Below are 15677 nucleotides of genomic sequence, written 5' to 3'. Positions count from 1 at the left end.
GGTCGCGGCCGGGTGCGCAGGCAGTCGTGCACGCGCTCGTGCTACTGCGGACACCCGGCCGGGGGTCGGACAGGGGGACGTCTTCAAGCAATCAGCGACGCTGAAATTACAGCGCCGGCAAAACCATGGCGTGCGCCGCTTCGTTCTGGCGCACGCGGAATGCAGCGAGCTTTTCCGCATACTCGGTGCTCGTGCCGCTCAGCAGCGACACCGCGAACAGCGCCGCATTGGCCGCGCCCGCTTCGCCGATCGCAAACGTCGCGACCGGCACGCCCTTGGGCATCTGCACGATCGAATGCAGCGAATCGACGCCCTTCAGATACTTGCTCGCGACCGGCACGCCAAGCACCGGCACCGTGGTCTTGGCGGCCAGCATGCCCGGCAGATGCGCCGCGCCGCCCGCGCCCGCGATGATCGCGCGAATGCCGCGCTCGCGTGCACTTTCAGCATAGGCGAACATTTCGTCGGGCATGCGGTGCGCGGATACGACCTTCGCTTCGTACGGCACGCCGAATTCCTGCAAAATCGCCACGGCGTTCTTCATGACTTCCCAGTCGGAACTGGAGCCCATCAGCACGCCGACGACCGGCGCGCCATGCGTATGGGCGGTTTGAGCTTCACTCATCTTACGGCTTCCTTGTTTCCCGAACGGCGCTTCTGGTGACCCACGCGGGTCAGGCGAGCTTGTGGCCGGTCAGGCGTTCGAGCGCTTCCTGATACTTCTCGCCCGTCTTCGTGACCACGTCGTCGGGCAGCTTCGGCGCCGGCGGTTCTTTCTTCCACGGCTGGGTTTCGAGCCAGTCGCGCACGAACTGCTTGTCGAACGACGGCGGGTTGGTGCCGACCTGGTACTGATCCGCCGGCCAGAAGCGCGACGAATCGGCGGTGAGCGCCTCGTCCATCAGGTACAGCTTGCCGTGGTTGTCCAGACCGAATTCGAACTTCGTATCCGCGATGATGATGCCGCGCGTGGCGGCGTAATCAGCGGCTTCCTTGTACAGCTTGATCGAGATGTCGCGGATCGTGGCCGACAGTTCGGTGCCGATGCGGCGTTCCATCTCGTCGTACGTGATGTTTTCGTCGTGATGACCCATCTCGGCCTTCGCGGCCGGCGTGAAGATCGGCTCGGGCAGCTTCTGCGCGTTCTGCAGACCCGGCGGCAGTTCGACGCCGCACACCGAGCCGGTGGCCTGGTAATCTTTCCAGCCGCTGCCGGCCAGATAGCCGCGCACCACCGCCTCGACGAGGATCGGTTCGAGGCGCTTGACGACCACCGCGCGACCCTTGACCTGCTCGACTTCGTCCGCCGCGACCACGGACTCCGGCGCGACGCCCGTCAGGTGGTTCGGCACCACGTGCTTCAGTTTCTCGAACCAGAAGTTCGCCATCTCGTTGAGCACGCGGCCCTTGTTCGGAATCGGCTCGCCCATGATGACGTCGAACGCCGACAGACGGTCGGTCGTGACGATCAGCAACTGGTCGTTGCCCACTGCATAGTTGTCGCGGACTTTACCGCGGCCGAGCAGCGGCAGCGAGCGGAGCGTGGATTCGTAGAGGGTAGACATCGTCGTGGTTCGCTAAAAATGAGGCAAAAAGTGTGACCGGAACAAAAGGGAAACGCCGTTCCCCAGATGATGCGGGAACGGCGATCTAACGACAACCTGGCCGGATGGCCAGGTGCAGAGCCTGTTATAGCTTAACGGACGACTTGCGCAAGCTCGCCCGACTTGTACTTCTCCGCGATTTTATCAAGCGAAAGCGGCTTGATCTTGCCGGCCTGACCTTCGCAGCCGAATTGCGTGTAACGCTCGATACAGATCTTCATCGCCGCTTCGCGCGCCGGCTTCAGGTAATCGCGCGGATCGAACTTGCCCGGATTGGTCGCCATGTAGCGGCGGATTGCACCGGTGATCGCCAGGCGCAGGTCGGTGTCGATGTTGACCTTGCGCACGCCGTTCTTGATGCCTTCCTGGATTTCCTCGACCGGCACGCCGTAGGTTTCCTTCATGTCCCCGCCGAATTCGCGGATTTCCGCGAGCAGTTCCTGCGGTACCGACGACGAACCGTGCATCACCAGGTGCGTGTTCGGAATGCGCTGATGGATTTCCTTGATGCGCTGGATCGACAGAATGTCGCCCGTGGGCTTCTTGCTGAACTTGTACGCGCCGTGCGACGTGCCGATCGCGATCGCCAGCGCATCGCACTGCGTCAGCTTGACGAAGTCGGCGGCCTGCTCGGGATCGGTCAGCAGTTGCTCGCGGGTCATCGTGCCTTCCGCGCCGTGGCCGTCTTCCTTGTCGCCCTTCATGGTTTCCAGCGAACCGAGCACGCCCAGTTCCGCTTCAACCGTGATGCCGATCGAGTGAGCCGCTTCCACGACCTTGCGCGATACGTCGACGTTGTACTCGTACGACGCGACGGTCTTGCCGTCGGCCTCGAGCGAGCCGTCCATCATCACGCTGGTGAAACCGCTGCGGATCGCCGCCATGCAGACCGCCGGCGACTGTCCGTGGTCTTGGTGCATCACGACCGGAATATGCGGATACGACTCCACCGCCGCTTCGATCAGGTGGCGCAGGAACGCTTCGCCCGCGTACTTACGCGCGCCGGCGGAAGCCTGCATGATGACCGGGGCGTTGACCTTGTCGGCCGCGGCCATGATGGCCTGCACCTGCTCCAGATTGTTCACGTTGAATGCCGGGAGGCCATAACCGTTTTCGGCGGCATGGTCCAGCAGTTGACGCATTGATACGAGAGGCATGCTTAACTCCTTAGATTGAAACGAATTCTTGTGCCGTCGGCATCTTTTGGGCGATTTTATCGCGAAGCAAGCCGCATACCCGTGCACAGGGTCTGCAAGGCGCCGGGGATTCCGCTCCGGACGCGCCTGCCGACGGTGCGCCGCCTCTCGCGGGGCATATCGGCCTGCTTCGCTCAATCCAGCCTGCGCCGATCAAGCAGTCTCCTGTCGACGGAAGTTAGCGCTTTAGCGCTTTACTTCCGTCCCACGCACCGCGAGTCGACGGGAGTTAGCGGTTTAGCGCTTTACTTCCGTCCCACGCACAGCGAGTCGCTCAATACGGCTCACCAACCCGCACGATCTTCAACGTATTGGTACCGCCGGCCTGCCCCATCGGCTCACCCACGGTCAGCACCACCATATCGCCGTGCGACGCATAACCCTTGCTGACCACGGTTTCCAACGCCTGCTGCAACGCCGTATCGCGATCGGTGTTGGTGTCCAGATGCAGCGACGTCACGTTGCGGTACAAAGCCATCGCCCGTTCGCTGCCGACTCGCGGCGTCAGTGCGAAGATCGGCACATGGGTCCAGTGACGCGACATCCACAGTGCCGTCGAGCCGGATTCGGTCAACGCGACGATCGCCTTCGCGCCCAGGTGATAGGCCGTGAACAACGCGCCCATCGCGATCGACTGGTCGATCCGCGTGAACGTGCGGTCGAGGAAATCCCTGTCCAGTTCCGACTGCTCCGACTTCTCGGCTTCGATACAGATCGCCGCCATCGTCTCGATGGTTTGCACCGGGTACTTGCCCGCCGCCGATTCCGCCGACAGCATCACCGCGTCCGTGCCGTCGAGCACCGCGTTCGCGACGTCCGACACTTCGGCGCGGGTCGGCACCGGTGCGTAGATCATCGACTCCATCATCTGGGTCGCGGTGATCACGAACTTGTTCGATTCGCGCGCCATACGAATCATCCGCTTTTGCAGCGCGGGGACTGCGGCATTCCCCACTTCCACGGCCAGATCGCCGCGCGCGACCATGATGCCGTCCGACGCGTCGAGAATGCCCTGCAGCGCCGGAATCGCTTCCGCGCGCTCGATCTTGGCGATCATCTTCGGCTTGATGCCGAACGGCGCGCCGGCGATGTTCGCCAGCTGGCGAGCCATTTCCATGTCGGTCGCGTTCTTCGGGAACGACACCGCGACGTAATCGACGCCGAGCGACATCGCCGTGCGGATGTCCTCCATGTCTTTCGCAGTGAGCGCGGGCGCGGACAAACCGCCGCCCTGGCGGTTGATGCCCTTGTTGTTCGACAGCTCGCCGCCGATCTTCACGACCGTGTGGATCTCGTTGCCGATCACGCGTTGCACGTTCAGCACGATCAGGCCGTCGTTGAGCAACAGCACGTCGCCCGCTTTCAGGTCGCGCGGCAGGTCCTTGTAGTCGAGACCGGCGCGCTGCTCGTTGCCGAGTTCGCAGTCGGCGTCGAGGATGAACGGCTCGCCGGCGACCAGCAAGATCTTGCCGTTTTCAAATTTGCCGACGCGGATCTTCGGGCCTTGCAGATCCGCCATGATGGCGACTTCACGGCCGGCCTGGCGAGCCGCCTCGCGCACGAATTCGGCGCGCTGGCGGTGGTCGTCGGCGGTGCCGTGCGAGAAATTGAGCCGCACCACATCCAACCCTGCCTGAATCATTTGCAGCAGGATTTCCGGCGTGTTGGAAGCCGGTCCGATGGTAGCGACAATCTTGGTGGCGCGATGCATGAGTCTCCTCGTCTGGATAGGATCGCTGGAAAGAGCGCTGCGAGTCGGATGCGGAGGCTGCGCACCGAAAGATGCTGACAGGGGCTGCGCGCCGGTTGAAACCAGCGTCGCTTTATAGGATGAAGCGGTGTTCGATACCAGCACGGGAGGTGCCGGCGGGGGGATGATCTCTTCAGCGGGGAGTTCCGCCGGCGCGGCTTGTCCAGTGGACAGTGCCGCTGTGTCGCCGACAGTGGTCAACTCCGCGAGCGCGAGAGACGAGCCGGATACTTCTTCTGCCGCGGCGGCCACCGCCGGGGTGGCGGCGGAGCGCACCGCGCGCTCCCCTGCCGTCGCTGCCGCGCTGTCGCGCGAGGACTTGCCGCCGCGCGTTTTTGCTGACTTTGCCGTTGGGGAGCGCGTCGCCACGTTAAGCCCGCGATTCCAAAACTTCGACGGCCGGCAGCTTCTTGCCTTCGAGGAACTCGAGGAAGGCGCCGCCGCCCGTCGAGATGTAGCTGACCTTGTCATGGATGCCGTACTTGGCAATCGCCGCGAGCGTGTCGCCGCCGCCTGCGATCGAGAACGCCGACGACTTGGCGATCGCTTCCGCCAGCGTCTTCGTGCCGTTGCCGAACTGGTCGAATTCGAACACGCCGACCGGGCCGTTCCACACGATCGTGCCGGCCTTTTCCAGTTGCGCGGCGAGCGCCTTGGCAGTTTCCGGTCCGATGTCGAGGATCAGGTCGTCGTCCTGCACGTCCGCGACGGCCTTGACTTCGGCCTTGGCGGTCGGCGAAAACTCCTTGGCCGTGACCACGTCGGTCGGGATCGGCACCGAGGCGCCGCGAGCCTTGGCGGCGTCGATGATGGCCTTCGCTTCGTTCACCAGATCGGCTTCGGCGAGCGACTTGCCGATCTTCAGGCCGGCCGCCAGCATGAACGTATTCGCGATCCCGCCACCGACGATCAGCTGATCGACCTTGTCGGCCAGCGACTTCAAAATGGTCAGCTTGGTCGACACCTTCGAGCCGGCGACGATCGCCACCAGCGGACGCTTCGGCGCGCCCAGCGCCTGGCCGAGCGCTTCGAGTTCAGCCGCCAGCAGCGGACCGGCGCACGCGACCGGCGCATATTTCGCGATGCCGTGCGTGGTCGCTTCGGCGCGGTGCGCGGTGCCGAATGCGTCGTTCACGTAGACGTCGCAGAGCTTCGCCATTTTCTGCGCGAGTTCGTCGGAATCCTTCTTTTCGCCCTTGTTGACGCGGCAGTTTTCCAGCAGTACGACCGAGCCCGGCGCGACGTTCACGCCGTTTTCGACCCAGTTCGCGACCAGCGGCACGTCGCGGCCAAGCAGTTCGGCCAGACGCTTCGCGACTGGCGCGAGCGAATCTTCCGGCTTGAAGTCGCCCTCGGTCGGGCGGCCCAGGTGCGACGTGACCATCACCGCGGCGCCTGCATCGAGCGCCGCCTTGATCGCCGGCACGGAGGCGCGGATCCGGGTGTCTTCGGTGATGTTGCCTTGATCGTCCTGCGGCACGTTCAGATCGGCGCGGATGAACACGCGTTTGCCGGATAGCTTGCCTTCGGCGATCAGATCGGAGAGACGCAATACCTTGTTCATGGGCGTTTGTGTGCGAGTTGATGAGAAGGCGGTGGCGGACGGCGCGCGGGCTTCGAGCGCGGCGAATTCCAGCGCTTCGGCACAGCAGCGGCTCCACGGAATCGGGTGCCGACGGCAGGGCCGCGGCTCACGCGCCTGGCGACGGCGCGTTCAACCCGGAAACCGGCATTTTAACTGATCCACACTGCCTTCTGACCCGCAAGCGGGCGAATGTCGCGTATTTGAAGTTTGCGCCGCGCTGGCGCGGTGAGCGAAGCGGCGCAGGATTTCCTGCCGATTCAAACACATGGCCCTACATGGACCTCACACGGCCATCACATGAAGAGCCGCAGCAACGTGAACACGACCATGCCGGTGACGATCGTACCCAGCATGGTACGCCGCCACAAAAACCACGCGAGACCGGACAACGTCGCGTAGAACTCGTGATTGGACGGCGCGAACGACAGCACGCCGTCCGGCGTCGTCAGCACATCGGGCAATACCACGGCGGCGAGCGCCGCGGCCGGCGCATAGCGCAGCATCCGCTGCACGCGCGCGGGCAGAACCGTGCGCTCGCCGCCGATCAGGAACATCGCGCGGGTCAGCGCGGTGACGAAGGTCATGCCGAAAATGGCCAGCCAGATCTGCGTGGATGTCATCGGGAATCTCCGGCGCTGTTGCGGATGCGGCGCAGGTCGGCGCGCTCGACCATCAGGTCGGCGGCGCTGCCCGCGACGATCGCCGCGATCACCGCGAGCGGCAGCGCGAGCCGGTACGGCAGGTCGAACGCGAGCAGCGACACGACCCCGGCGATGCTGACCGCCACCAGCGTGGAGCGCGTCGCGATCGCCGACACCATGATGGGCAGCAGCGCGAGCGTGCCCGCCAGCGCGAGTCCCCAGTTATCGGGAATCAGGCTCGCGAGCAAAATGCCGACGATCGACGACACCTGCCAGGACAGCCAACTCGAGAGCGCCATGCCCCAGTAGTACGCCTCCTTGCCCGGCACGTAGCCGGTCGGGAAGCTCTTTTTCTGGAACAGCAGATAGATCACGTCGCCGTTGAAGTAGCCGAGCACGATGCGCCGCCACATCGACAGATAGGAGAAATGCGGCGCCAGCCCGACGCTGAAGATCACGAAACGCGTGTTGACCATCGCGGCCGTGAGCAGCACGGTCCAGATGGGCAGCTTCGCGGCGAGCAGCGGCAGCACCGCCAGTTGCGACGACCCGGCATAGCACAGCAGCGACATGGTGAGCGCCTGCGGCAGCGTGAGCACGGATTTGCTCATCGCGATACCGGTGACGAGCCCCCACGAGAATATCGCCATCAGCGTGGGCGAATAGTCGCGCGCACCCTCACGGAAGGCACGGCGATCGGTGTCGGACAGGCGAGCGAGCATGAGGCGAAACGAGCCGGCGCAAGGGCGCCGCAGCGAACAGAAGTCGACGCCAGGTCGTCAGGCACCCGCTGGCGCATCCGGATTTGAATTATGCGAGTGCCGGATTATAGCGTCCGGTATGCGCCCAAATGCCCGTTCCGTGTGCAAAAGACGCTAAAATAACGCGCTTGGGCGATGCCCGACGCTCTTCGCTACACCTCACAACGCACCTGCTGGAGAATCGTATGTCAATGGCCGACCGCGACGGCAAGATCTGGATGGATGGCAAGCTCATCGACTGGCGCGACGCCAAAATCCACGTGCTCACCCACACGCTCCACTACGGCATGGGCGTTTTCGAAGGCGTGCGCGCCTACAAGACGGCCGACGGCGGCACCGCGATTTTCCGCCTGCAGGAACACACCAAGCGCCTGCTGAACTCCGCCAAGATCTTCCAGATGGACGTGCCGTTCGACCACGAGACGCTCGCCGCCGCGCAGCGCGAAGTGGTCCGCGAGAACAAGCTCGAGTCCTGCTATCTGCGCCCGATCATCTGGGTCGGTTCGGAAAAGCTCGGCGTGTCGGCCAAGGGCAACACGATCCATGTCGCGATCGCCGCGTGGCCGTGGGGCGCTTACCTCGGCGAAGACGGCATCGCCAAGGGCATCCGCGTGAAGACGTCGTCGTTCACGCGTCATCACGTGAACGTGTCGATGGTCCGCGCGAAGGCGTCGGGCTGGTACGTGAACTCGATCCTCGCCAACCAGGAAGCGATCGCCGACGGCTACGACGAAGCGCTGCTGCTCGACGTCGACGGCTATGTGTCGGAAGGCTCGGGCGAGAACTTCTTCCTCGTGAACAACGGCAAGCTGTACACGCCGGACCTGTCGTCGTGCCTCGACGGCATCACGCGCGACACCGTCATCACGCTCGCGCGCGACGCGGGCATTCAGGTGATCGAAAAGCGCATCACGCGCGACGAGGTCTACACCTGCGACGAAGCGTTCTTCACCGGCACGGCCGCCGAAGTCACACCGATCCGCGAACTCGACAACCGCACGATCGGCTCGGGCGCACGCGGCCCGATCACCGAGAAGCTGCAATCGGGCTTCTTCGACATCGTGAACGGCAAGAGCGACAAGTACGCGCACTGGCTGACCAAGATCTAACGCGCGCTGCGCCGGCCTTCGAACCGCATGGCCGTGACCGGCGCAACGTCCGCACCCTGCATACAACGAGAAAGTCCTATGAGCGAAATCAAGGAAATGCCGCTGGTCGAACTGTCGGCGAAAGACCTGCCGGCGTACTGCCCGAACCCCGCCATGCCGCGCTGGAGCGCGCATCCGCGTGTCTTTATCGACGTCACGCACGGCGAAGCAAAGTGCCCGTACTGCAGCACGCGCTATAAGCTGCGCGACGGCGAAGTGGTCAGGGGTCATTGAACACGGCGCACTGAGCGTTGCCTGGCCGGCGGTGCTGGCTGCGATGTGTCGTGCGCGAGTCGAGAGGCGCGGGTTGACGGGACGGCAGGTCCGCTCCGTTGTCCGTTGGGTTGCGGTGGTTCACCGGTTGCGCGATTAAAGATCGCGCCGGCCGCCTGGTCGCGAGGCGAGCCGGGCCGGATGGCACAGCAAACACAGACCACGCCCACGCGCAACCACGCCCTCAGACAGGCACGCCGCCACGGCGCCAATAGCAGGGCCGCCGCCGCCGCGCATCCGGTCGAACCGGAAACGTGCCACGCGGTTTGCGGCTTCTCCCTTTTTACCCATCCGACCGCCACGCGCACCGCGCGCGCGGCGTTTCGTTTCGACACCGGACACTCATTCTGATGCGTCGCGCGTTGGTTATCGCACCGAACTGGATCGGTGACGCATTGATGGCGCAGCCGCTGTTTGCGCGCCTCGTGAAATTGCATCCGCGCATCGTCATCGACGCGGTCGCGCCCTCGTGGGTCGCGCCCGTGCTCGAACGCATGCCGGAAATCCGCGACGTCTACGCCACCGACCTCGCGCACGGCAAGCTGCAGATGCTGCGCCGCTGGCAACTGGCGAGCGATCTGCGCGACGTCGGCTACGACGCGGCCTATGTGCTGCCGAACTCGCTCAAATCGGCGCTGATTCCGTGGATGGCGGGTATTCCGCTGCGCATCGGCTACACCGGCGAAAGCCGCTACGGGCTGCTGAACGTACGGCACGCGAATCCGCGCAAGGACGAGCGCCCGCCGATGGTCGGCCAGTACGCGGCCCTCGCCTACGCACCCGGCGCCAAGCTCCCCGACGACCTGCCGATGCCGCGTCTCGACACGGACCTGAACGAGGCGTCGCGCGTGTCGGCGCGCTTCAATCTGGATACGCGCGTGCCGCTGCTGGTCTTCTGCCCGGGCGCCGAATACGGCCCCGCCAAGCGCTGGCCGCCCGAGCATTTCGCGGCGCTCGCGCAGATGGTCGGCCAGTCGTTCCCGTACACGCAGATCGTCGCGCTCGGTTCGCCGAAAGACGCGCCGCTAGCGCAGGCGATCGCCGAGAAGGCGCCGAACGTGCGCAACCTGTGCGGCCAGACCGCGTTGGGCGAGGCGTGCGCGCTGATCTCGCGGGCCAACGCCGTCGTCACCAACGACTCCGGCCTGATGCACGTGGCCGCCGCGCTGCGCCGCCCGCTGGTGGCCGTGTACGGTTCGACCGATCCGCGCCACACGCCGCCCTTGTCGGAGCTTGCGAAGGTACAATGGCTCCATCTCGAATGCAGCCCCTGTTTTCAGCGCGAGTGTCCGCTTGGGCATCTGAACTGCCTGAAGCAACTGAGCGCCGAACAGGTCTTCGGCGATTTGCGCGGCATGCTGCTCGCGCAACGCTGAGTCGACTGATCGTCGACTTGATACTTGCACGCAACACCGCACGCCCCCGAGTGCGTCGCGCCATGTTCACGCCATGCGGCATGAGCATGCTGACGCTCCGGGGCCGACAGGTCCGGTGCGCCGGATTGTCCCGCTGACCGCTGCCCCGCAACCGCGCGCCGCGCACAAGAGACTGACGAGCCATGCCACGTTTTGCCCATATCTTCGAAGCCGCCGCCGATACCCTGAACGCCTACTATCAGGCCGTCGCCGAGGTCAATATCGACAGCTTGATGGGCCTGTGGATCGATGAGGAGTTCGTCAGTTGCATCTGCGCCGACGGCTCGCATCTGCACGGTCTCGACAGCATTCGTGCCGGTTTGCAGATCCAGCTCGAAGCCGCGCCGGTATCGATCGAGCCGCTCGATATCCGCGTGTACGACAGTCTCGGCACCGTCGTCTACGCAATTGCGGAAGCGCATCGTCCCGCCGATCAGACCGCTACGCCCGCAATGGTCTTCACCACCTACGTGATGGTTCACGAACGCGGCGAGTGGCGCATCGCGCACATTCACGCAAGCCCGATGCCGAACGAGGCCGCTAGCCAGTTCGCGACCAAGATGCGGCATGGCCAGGGCTCGCTGCATTGACGCACGCCGTGGTCACGGTTTCAGATTCAGCTTCGCGCTTCATTTTTTAGCTCCAACGCCGGCATGAGTTCGACGCACGATAAACCCGCTTCCCCCGGCACGGCTCACGCCAAGGTCGCGGCGGCCGTCGAGGCCACCGTCGAACTGCTCTACCGCGCACCGCTGTGGCTGCCGAACCGGCATGCGCAGACCATCGTCCCGTCGTTGTTCGCGCGCCGCCCGGCGGTGTCGTTCCGGCGCGAGCGCTGGGACACACCCGACGGCGATTTCATCGATCTCGACTGGGTCGTGCATGACAGCCAGTCCGCCGCGCCCCAGCCCCCCGTCGCCAATGCCCCGCTGTTCGTGCTGTTCCATGGCCTCGAAGGCAGTTCGTCGTCGCATTACGCGGCCTCGCTGATGGCCGCCGCGCGCGACTATGGCTGGCACGGCGTCGTGCCGCACTTTCGCAGTTGCAGCGGCACGTTGAACCGGTTGCCGCGCTTTTATCACCTCGCCGACAGCAACGAAGTCGACTGGGTGCTGCGCCGCTTGCGCGCCGCGCATCGCGGGCCGGTCGTGGCCGCGGGGGTGTCGCTCGGCGGCAACGTCCTGTTGCGCTGGCTCGGCGAACGGCGCGAGGATGCGGCGTCAGTGGTCGCGGCGGCCGCCGCGATTTCGACGCCGATCGACGTGCATGCGGGCGGCCGCGCTTTGTCGCAGGGCTTCGGCCTCGTCTACACGCGCAGTTTCCTGAGGACGCTCAAGCAGAAGGCCGACCAGAAGCTGGTGCAGTTTCCCGGCCTGTTCGACCGCGACGCGATGCTGGCAAGCCGCACGATGTACGAGTTCGACAACGTGGTGACTGCGCCGCTGCACGGCTTTCGCGATACGAACGACTACTGGAGCCGCGCGACCACCCGTCCGCTGTTGCCGCAGATTCAGGTGCCGACGCTGGTGCTGAACGCGCGCAATGACCCGTTCCTGCCGGCCGAGGCGCTGCCGTCGCGGCACGAAGTCTCGGCAGCGGTGGAACTGGACCAACCGAGGCACGGCGGCCACGCCGGCTTCATGACCGGGCCGTTCCCGGGCCGCATCGACTGGCTGTCGCGGCGCGTGTTCGGCTACCTGGAGCGGCACGTCGATCGGAACAGCAAGCCAAAAGCAGATTGACCAACTGCTCGTGAGTGCCGGCTGGGTACCACAAGACCGCAACGAATTGGATGCCATGTGGCCTTAGGTGCAGCGGGGCGCAAGTCCCATGCGAGGTTCGAGTGAGGCCGGTGATGCGGTCAAGTTGTGGTTACATAGTAAATGTAGCTAATGAACGCCCTTCCCGCAGTGTCGTATCGTTCGACGTTCAAAACCTGCATTCCTTCTCCATTGAGAGTTTTCAGTACATCCTTTTTCGGTAACGTGTGCATCTCCATCACGCGCGTTTTTCCGTATTTCAAGGTTCTTCCTATGTTGAGGATCCGGTTACCCAACAAAAAATGAAGAGCGCCCTTGATGGTCGTGAGGTTCTGGCTTGATGGCGTTTGGAAAACCAGCACTCCGCCTGGCCTCAGAACGCGGCAAAATTCTTTGATCAGCGATTGCTGAACTTCCTTCGGTGAATGCTGAAGAACTATATTGCTATAGATGAAATCAACACTTCTATTTGCAATGTCGGGTAAGGCCTTACCGTCGTTGCGCACGAATTGAACGTTGCTAAATCTGGTGTTGGCAGCCTTGGCCTCGGTTAGCATCGTATCTGAAATATCCACGCCAACGACGCGTTGGAACCGTGTCGCAAGCGCCCTGCTTAGCCGCCCGACACCACATCCGTAATCCAGTGCAAGCTCAGAGCCCAGATTGACACCAAGAGACGCAGATTTGCTCAGAATGAGGTCTATCTCTTTGCCCCCTGTGCGGAAGAATTCGTCCTTGTCCCATCCGCCATGCTGTTTGGTCGGATCCGAAAGAACGGCCCAGTATGGATCGTCAGTTCCAAGCGCTTCCCATTGCTGCCGAATTCGATCTTCCATCATGTCCACCTCATGGAGGTTGCGTGCGGTCGAAACCATCGACGCAAGCTTGCAGGGAGGCCCCCAAGGACGGCGGACCCGCTTATATGCGAGTAGAAATTTCCTCGCTACTCTTCTTCCGATCGACGGGCGTTGCGGTCAGCGTGCAGGCGGCGCGATCACACATTTCAGGCACTGTGCGTATGGGGGTTACGGTTCGAACGGGATAGCTGTCCGTTCGACTGGCCGATGTGGCCGCCACCCCGGTTACGCAAATCGACGGTCCTGGCCCCGTGGCAAATTATCTTCAGCAGTCACGCGAGAAGTCCTCAAACGGAAAGTCCAGATTCTTTCAAGACCGCGTGCTGCTCTTTGTGGCAGCAGGCGTGACGGCGAGCTATGGCGCCTTGAAAGACTGTCACCAGCAGCATAGTCGACAGGTGGGGCTGGCACGATTTTTTTGCCGGTTTCTCTGCTATTTTGGCGGAATGTTCTGGTACGACGCAGTGGCCAGTGAGAAGCACCCGCAATGGCAGAGCATCCCGGCATGTCTGGACGATAAAACGACAGCCGCTCTGCCGCTCACGGATTGACGGCTTCACCGAAATCGGCCAATAACTCCCGCATTCTGGCCGTTTAAGTCCAAAGTACTGTTCTGCAGCTATGCTAAGTGCGGTGTACGGTCCGTGAACCCGGCAGAATTCGGCTGGATTTCGTCGACGATCCGGAGCCGGGGCGTTGGGATTCGATGCGATATCGTAAGGATATCTAATAACTTTCAATCACACATCTAATAGTGATCGCATGTCTGCGGCACTGTGCGATCGAACGGAGTCTGCTTCGTCAGCACGCTCCCTCCGGTAATTTCGCTTCGGGAAGCGATGAATGTGTTTGACCCGCCAGTTCTTCGACGGCGGTTCGAGAAGACTCAATATCGAACTTGTGACTAACACGGCCTAGCCCCAACAGAGAGCCGGCCGCCTCCCTTTCAGTCGGCCCACTAATGGAGTCTGCAAGGCTGCTGTTCCCTGTCGGTTTGCGACGAATGTTGGGCATATAGACTCGAAGATATCGCTCCCCGCTTCGGGGACCGTTTGCGCGAACGCAGCTCCCCGAACGCCTGAGTGCATCTTGGCGAGCATAGGGAAAGTGGTCGGCGCGAGACAATTGGAAACTCGGTATGCCCATCTCGGGTAGCCGCCAGACGCATCTTGCGTCACGTCAATGGGCTTGCTTTCATATGTTCAACACCCGGAACAACGATCGGCTTGCGTGCGACGCGGACAGGCGGCGTGTGCTGGAGGCGCTTGCAGTGCTGGCCGGTGCGGCGCAGTACCCTGCGATGGCGGCGCTGGCGGATCGCTCTCACCGGACCGGCGGCCGCAGGATCACAGATTTAATCGGTGCTAACGGGTGGCCGGGATCTGCCAGCGACATAGCCATGTGGCACGAAATGGGCATCAGTTGGGGACGCGATGTGGTCGGGCCCGGGCAGTCCAATTCGCCTGATGAGCCTATGCGTATCGACAAAACAGGCACATCGTACGACGTCGATCTGCCGTCCGTTCTGGTCCGAAACAATAGGAACGGTATCCGCTCCTTGCTGCTGCTCGCCTATACCGCGAAGTGGAACGCGCTGGTGCCGGGCGATACAAAGTCGGCGCCCGTGAACGTCGACGCGTGGAAGCGCTATGTCGACGCAGTGGTCCGCAAATATTCTTCGCCACCTTTCAACGTTCGGCACTTCCAGGTGTGGAACGAAGCAGCGGGCCGGTTATCGGGTGGATTGCCACAGTCGACGTTCTGGCACGGACCGGGTTTCAACGCTGATGAAATGCGCTCAGCGCCATATGAACGCGCAATGCAAGATTATGTGGACCGAATTCACATCCCAGCCGCCCGCATCATCCGTAGTTACCACGCTTATGTTGTCTATGGCGGCTGGCCGGACCAGGGCGGCCTCGATAATTACAGTAAGTGGCTCGAGTACAGAAGCCCTGTGTTCCAGGAAAGAATGCTCGACTGGGTGGACTACATCGATATTCACTACATGTCTGTCAAAGATCTCGACTCGCCATATGAAAAATATGTGAAGCGGGGCCCCGCTCGCGGTATATGGCAAACCGAGATCGGCTACACGTACATGGAGGACCCGCACTATCTGCCGCGTTACTTTTTTGACTTCGCGGTATGGGCGCTCATGCGCGATTGGAACGACGCAAATAAGTTCGTTTCGATGATCTATCACTGGGACGGCTATCAGCCTTTCATTCTGACCCATCGCGGCCCTCCGAGACGGACCTTCAACCCGTCCGGGCGGAGTCTGATCGTCCTCTGCAAGACCGTTGGCGGCCCGCTCTCGAAGTGTATGGCACCGCTCCAGTTTGAGAGTGATGCTAGCGGAAGTGCGCTCCGGTCCGGCACGGACATTGTGATTCAGGTGCGTGCGGCTCCTGGCTGGAGAACCGTCGTGGCGGCAGGCGTGGGCGCGTCTCCAACTCGCGCAACGGACGTACGGCTCATCGACGCCGTGACGGGCGAGCAAAGTGCGCGCGACGACGTGGTCCTGACACGAGAAGGCGACGGATTAAAGATCCGCTTCAGGGTGCCCGATCAGACGAACGGCCGTGCCGACAAACCTCCGAGACATCTCGCCTACATCGTTATTCGAACGCACTCCTAGCGGCCAGGAAAGCGGAACCGCGGGCGGCCAGAGCGCACGACAGTCA

The 15677-nt window shown here is 63.0% G+C and carries 15 protein-coding genes; 7 read left to right on the top strand and 8 right to left on the bottom strand.

The window, feature by feature from the left end:
* Positions 1-106 precede the first annotated feature (106 nt).
* From purE to BGI01S_RS01020, 7 genes are all read right to left on the bottom strand, one after another.
* Positions 107-625: a 5-(carboxyamino)imidazole ribonucleotide mutase gene (gene purE, locus BGI01S_RS01050; protein ID WP_042321203.1), complete on the bottom strand. Its 519-nt coding sequence runs from the start codon at positions 623-625 to the stop codon at positions 107-109.
* Between the two features lie 49 nt (positions 626-674).
* Entirely contained in the window at positions 675-1565 is an 891-nt protein-coding gene (locus tag BGI01S_RS01045; protein ID WP_042321200.1) for a phosphoribosylaminoimidazolesuccinocarboxamide synthase, read from the bottom strand.
* 131 nt (positions 1566-1696) lie between these two features.
* Positions 1697-2761, bottom strand: coding sequence for a class II fructose-bisphosphate aldolase (gene fba, locus BGI01S_RS01040; protein ID WP_042321197.1), 1065 nt, complete (start codon positions 2759-2761; stop codon positions 1697-1699).
* 313 nt (positions 2762-3074) lie between these two features.
* Positions 3075-4511: a pyruvate kinase gene (gene pyk, locus BGI01S_RS01035; RefSeq protein ID WP_042321194.1), complete on the bottom strand. Its 1437-nt coding sequence runs from the start codon at positions 4509-4511 to the stop codon at positions 3075-3077.
* Between the two features lie 409 nt (positions 4512-4920).
* The gene (locus tag BGI01S_RS01030; protein ID WP_042321191.1) at positions 4921-6114 is read right to left on the bottom strand and encodes a phosphoglycerate kinase; all 1194 of its coding nucleotides are present in this window, start codon (positions 6112-6114) and stop codon (positions 4921-4923) included.
* A 314-nt stretch (positions 6115-6428) separates the two neighbouring features.
* Positions 6429-6755, bottom strand: a complete 327-nt coding sequence (locus BGI01S_RS01025; protein ID WP_042321189.1) for an AzlD domain-containing protein — start codon at positions 6753-6755, stop codon at positions 6429-6431.
* The gene (locus tag BGI01S_RS01020) at positions 6752-7498 is read right to left on the bottom strand and encodes an AzlC family ABC transporter permease (RefSeq protein WP_042321185.1); all 747 of its coding nucleotides are present in this window, start codon (positions 7496-7498) and stop codon (positions 6752-6754) included. The genes BGI01S_RS01025 and BGI01S_RS01020 overlap by 4 nt, the downstream gene beginning before the upstream one ends.
* Positions 7499-7722: 224 nt before the next feature.
* Here BGI01S_RS01020 and BGI01S_RS01015 point away from each other — a divergent pair, with 224 nt between their 5' ends.
* From BGI01S_RS01015 to BGI01S_RS00990, 5 genes are all read left to right on the top strand, one after another.
* On the top strand, positions 7723-8646 hold the full coding sequence (locus tag BGI01S_RS01015) for a branched-chain amino acid transaminase (RefSeq protein ID WP_042321182.1): 924 nt from the start codon (positions 7723-7725) through the stop codon (positions 8644-8646).
* Between the two features lie 78 nt (positions 8647-8724).
* Positions 8725-8919, top strand: coding sequence for a zinc-finger domain-containing protein (locus tag BGI01S_RS01010; protein ID WP_042321180.1), 195 nt, complete (start codon positions 8725-8727; stop codon positions 8917-8919).
* Positions 8920-9308: 389 nt separating this feature from the next.
* Positions 9309-10334 (top strand): lipopolysaccharide heptosyltransferase II, encoded by a 1026-nt coding sequence (waaF, locus tag BGI01S_RS01000; protein ID WP_042321174.1) that lies wholly within the window; start codon positions 9309-9311, stop codon positions 10332-10334.
* A 182-nt stretch (positions 10335-10516) separates the two neighbouring features.
* On the top strand, positions 10517-10963 hold the full coding sequence (locus tag BGI01S_RS00995) for a nuclear transport factor 2 family protein (protein WP_042321171.1): 447 nt from the start codon (positions 10517-10519) through the stop codon (positions 10961-10963).
* 63 nt (positions 10964-11026) lie between these two features.
* Positions 11027-12115 (top strand): hydrolase, encoded by a 1089-nt coding sequence (locus BGI01S_RS00990; RefSeq protein WP_042321167.1) that lies wholly within the window; start codon positions 11027-11029, stop codon positions 12113-12115.
* A gap of 119 nt (positions 12116-12234) precedes the next feature.
* Here the strand turns inward: BGI01S_RS00990 and BGI01S_RS00985 are convergent, their stop codons facing one another.
* Positions 12235-12972, bottom strand: a complete 738-nt coding sequence (locus tag BGI01S_RS00985; RefSeq protein ID WP_052400395.1) for a class I SAM-dependent methyltransferase — start codon at positions 12970-12972, stop codon at positions 12235-12237.
* 269 nt (positions 12973-13241) lie between these two features.
* On the opposite strand from BGI01S_RS00985, the gene BGI01S_RS30010 reads away from it, so the two are divergent.
* Positions 13242-13541 carry a hypothetical protein gene (locus BGI01S_RS30010; protein WP_157004098.1) on the top strand — a complete coding sequence of 100 codons (300 nt, stop codon included), beginning with the start codon at positions 13242-13244 and terminating at the stop codon, positions 13539-13541.
* A 647-nt stretch (positions 13542-14188) separates the two neighbouring features.
* Complete coding sequence (locus tag BGI01S_RS00980) at positions 14189-15631, top strand: hypothetical protein (protein WP_042321161.1); 1443 nt, start codon at positions 14189-14191, stop codon at positions 15629-15631.
* Positions 15632-15677: the final 46 nt, after the last annotated feature.

This window comes from Paraburkholderia ginsengisoli NBRC 100965 (assembly GCF_000739735.1).
GTDB lineage: Bacteria > Pseudomonadota > Gammaproteobacteria > Burkholderiales > Burkholderiaceae > Paraburkholderia > Paraburkholderia ginsengisoli.
This window is presented reverse-complemented; position numbering and strand designations above follow the sequence as displayed.

Coding starts and splice junctions, on each gene's coding strand:
- BGI01S_RS01020 (WP_042321185.1), bottom strand. CDS start 7,498: ATGCTCGCTCGCCTGTCCGACACCGATCGCCGTGCCTTCCGTGAGGGT.
- BGI01S_RS01010 (WP_042321180.1), top strand. CDS start 8,725: ATGAGCGAAATCAAGGAAATGCCGCTGGTCGAACTGTCGGCGAAAGAC.
- pyk (WP_042321194.1), bottom strand. CDS start 4,511: ATGCATCGCGCCACCAAGATTGTCGCTACCATCGGACCGGCTTCCAAC.
- BGI01S_RS00985 (WP_052400395.1), bottom strand. CDS start 12,972: ATGATGGAAGATCGAATTCGGCAGCAATGGGAAGCGCTTGGAACTGAC.
- BGI01S_RS00990 (WP_042321167.1), top strand. CDS start 11,027: ATGAGTTCGACGCACGATAAACCCGCTTCCCCCGGCACGGCTCACGCC.
- BGI01S_RS01030 (WP_042321191.1), bottom strand. CDS start 6,114: ATGAACAAGGTATTGCGTCTCTCCGATCTGATCGCCGAAGGCAAGCTA.
- BGI01S_RS00995 (WP_042321171.1), top strand. CDS start 10,517: ATGCCACGTTTTGCCCATATCTTCGAAGCCGCCGCCGATACCCTGAAC.
- waaF (WP_042321174.1), top strand. CDS start 9,309: ATGCGTCGCGCGTTGGTTATCGCACCGAACTGGATCGGTGACGCATTG.
- fba (WP_042321197.1), bottom strand. CDS start 2,761: ATGCCTCTCGTATCAATGCGTCAACTGCTGGACCATGCCGCCGAAAAC.
- purE (WP_042321203.1), bottom strand. CDS start 625: ATGAGTGAAGCTCAAACCGCCCATACGCATGGCGCGCCGGTCGTCGGC.
- BGI01S_RS01025 (WP_042321189.1), bottom strand. CDS start 6,755: ATGACATCCACGCAGATCTGGCTGGCCATTTTCGGCATGACCTTCGTC.
- BGI01S_RS01045 (WP_042321200.1), bottom strand. CDS start 1,565: ATGTCTACCCTCTACGAATCCACGCTCCGCTCGCTGCCGCTGCTCGGC.
- BGI01S_RS01015 (WP_042321182.1), top strand. CDS start 7,723: ATGTCAATGGCCGACCGCGACGGCAAGATCTGGATGGATGGCAAGCTC.
- BGI01S_RS00980 (WP_042321161.1), top strand. CDS start 14,189: ATGTTCAACACCCGGAACAACGATCGGCTTGCGTGCGACGCGGACAGG.